Annotated in this window: 3 protein-coding genes and 1 pseudogene; 1 reads left to right on the top strand and 3 read right to left on the bottom strand. The window is 45.5% G+C overall.

What is annotated here, in order from left to right; translation table 11 throughout:
* Both RMO79_RS09400 and RMO79_RS09395 read right to left on the bottom strand, forming a co-directional pair.
* Positions 1-185: pseudogene (locus RMO79_RS09400) on the bottom strand (hypothetical protein); the annotation flags it as partial.
* 200 nt (positions 186-385) lie between these two features.
* Positions 386-586 (bottom strand): hypothetical protein, encoded by a 201-nt coding sequence (locus tag RMO79_RS09395; protein WP_310482866.1) that lies wholly within the window; start codon positions 584-586, stop codon positions 386-388.
* 120 nt (positions 587-706) lie between these two features.
* Between RMO79_RS09395 and RMO79_RS09390 the strand changes: the two genes are divergently transcribed.
* The gene (locus tag RMO79_RS09390; protein WP_310482865.1) at positions 707-1564 is read left to right on the top strand and encodes a PLP-dependent aminotransferase family protein; all 858 of its coding nucleotides are present in this window, start codon (positions 707-709) and stop codon (positions 1562-1564) included.
* On the opposite strand, the gene RMO79_RS09385 is transcribed toward RMO79_RS09390, so the two are convergent.
* Entirely contained in the window at positions 1530-1781 is a 252-nt protein-coding gene (locus RMO79_RS09385; protein ID WP_310482864.1) for a hypothetical protein, read from the bottom strand. The two genes, RMO79_RS09390 and RMO79_RS09385, sit on opposite strands and share 35 nt — an antisense overlap.
* Positions 1782-2276 lie beyond the last annotated feature (495 nt).

Below are 2276 nucleotides of genomic sequence, written 5' to 3'. Positions count from 1 at the left end.
TAATAATAATACCCTGTCTCCTTATCCTGCTCTCTCCCCGTATATCCATACCGGAACTTCACACTTGGATTCGTCTCACTCAACAGTCGTCCGAAACTATCGAATGTCCGCTTATCGATAACCGTGCCACTAGCATCAGTGAGCGTATCCACAGTTCCCAATCGATCCGCCAGACTCCATACCATCCCGGAATAGTTGACAGTTGACAGTTGATAGCGAAACTATCTTGTGCCATCACAGCATCCATATTCAACCCATACAAATAGTGGAACGTCTGGTTCCCATCACCATCAGTTACAAACGCAATCTGATTTCTGTCGAGGTAATAATTCTCAGTAGTCGTTGTCAACTGTCCACTGTCAACTGTCAACTGCTTCCTGATTCTTTAGTCGTCGATGTCATACTCATAAACAACTGTCTGAGTAACAATCCCTGCCGCAGTTTTACTTTGGACTATTGTTAACCGATTCCGATAATCCCAAGTGTAATTATCGACGCTATTATCGGAGATCTTTGTCCGTTGAATCCGATTGCCATTAAGGTCGTAGTTATAAGCTTCGCTATTACTACCCGTAACGGCTTTCACTTGGTCGATTTTGTCGTAAGCAATGACTCGATTGACGCTATCTTTAGTCTCGGAGATTAACCGACTGAGGTTGTCAAATCCATAAGTGTTACCTGCAATGGTTACGCCACTACTATTCTTTTGGGTAATAGAACGGCAGTGCCCAGTACCGAACTGTTTCCCCTAGCAGCCTTGAATCGGTTAATGGGACAGGTGACTAGATCGCCAGCTCTGATTCACGGCTATGATGTTCCGGCGGGTTCGCTAGTATTGCGGCACGAAGTGGCCCGGCGGTTGATGGAGGCGGGTTGTGCCCTCAATCCCAACGAATTAATCATTACCAATGGCGCGACGGAAGCCATGTATTTGTCCTTGCAAGCGGTGACAAATCCGGGCGATACTGTCGCGATCGAATCTCCGACTTATTACAACTTACTCGAAATCCTCAATGCCCTCCACCTCAAAGCTTTAGAACTGCCCACCCATCCGCAAACTGGCGTGTCCTTAACCGCTTTAGAATCTGCGCTCCAACAAAAACAAATTTCCGCCTGCGTCCTGATTCCCAATTTCAGCAATCCCTTGGGTAGTTGCATGAGTGAGGAAAATAAAAGCGCGATCGCCAAAATGATGGCTGAGTATCGGGTGCCACTGATTGAAGATGATGTCTATGGCGAACTAAACTTTTCCGGCACTCGCCCTAGAGCGATTAAAGCATTCGACACCGAAGGATGGGTAATTTACTGTTCCTCAATGAGTAAAATCCTCTCGCCAGGACTCCGCGTTGGTTGGTGTGCTAGCGGTCGTTATCAACTCAAAATCGAACAGTTGAAAATGGCGATGAATCTGAATACTGCACCGCTGCCACAACTGACGATCGCGGCATTTCTGACCAATGGCGGCTACGATTCTCCTTTCGGAGAGGCTACGCCAACGACATCTACGGCAATTGCGCCGCACGTTCGAGCTACAGGTCGATCGGATGACTCAGGCGATCTATGACTATTTCCCCGCCGAAACCAATAATTTGATGTTCGTCAACCTTCATCCAGCGACAAATATTTGCAACTCGTTGATATCCGTTTTCATCATACAATCGGGAATCATCGGCAAATAAAACTAAAAAGTCAATCTTGCTCGTTTTCCCTAACTCATCTATTTGCTGTAGCAACGTTGTGGCAATTTTTTGCGATCGAATCGATAGGAAGAGGCAACGCATAAATCGATTAAACCGAAAATTCGCGCTGGAATTTCAGTATTGGTAATTACTCGATGCTCGATCCCCATCTGGGCAATTAAGTTCTCGCCTTCTCATACTAAATAACGAAACTGTGGTAGTAGCTTGTAGTAACTGCGATTACCTACAGTACGCTAAGCGAACGAGTGGATAATCTGGAAACGATGCTACTAATAACCGATTCACAAGTTTGCGAACATCATTAGAAAGTTTATACTCTGGAATAAGTTCGATCGGCATTGGTTAAATAATAAACAACAAAATACAGCTCCTAAAATTAGCTAGATAGAGTCTTTGGATCGTTACCGTTGTTGAGCCGATACAGCATAGAGACAACCAGATAGAATGCCCACTAAGACTGCGATAATGCCCACGGTAATCGACCACCCACCTGTCAAAACCGTCATCGACAGCGTGACTAACACTGGAGAACCGATAAGGCACATAAATGCCCAACTTTCAAGATCGCGCATTAAG

Origin of the sequence: Chamaesiphon sp. VAR_48_metabat_403, assembly GCF_031422475.1 — a bacterium.
Lineage (GTDB): Bacteria > Cyanobacteriota > Cyanobacteriia > Cyanobacteriales > Chamaesiphonaceae > Chamaesiphon.
Note: the sequence above shows the minus strand (reverse complement) of the source record. Positions and strands in the feature narration are given on the sequence as shown.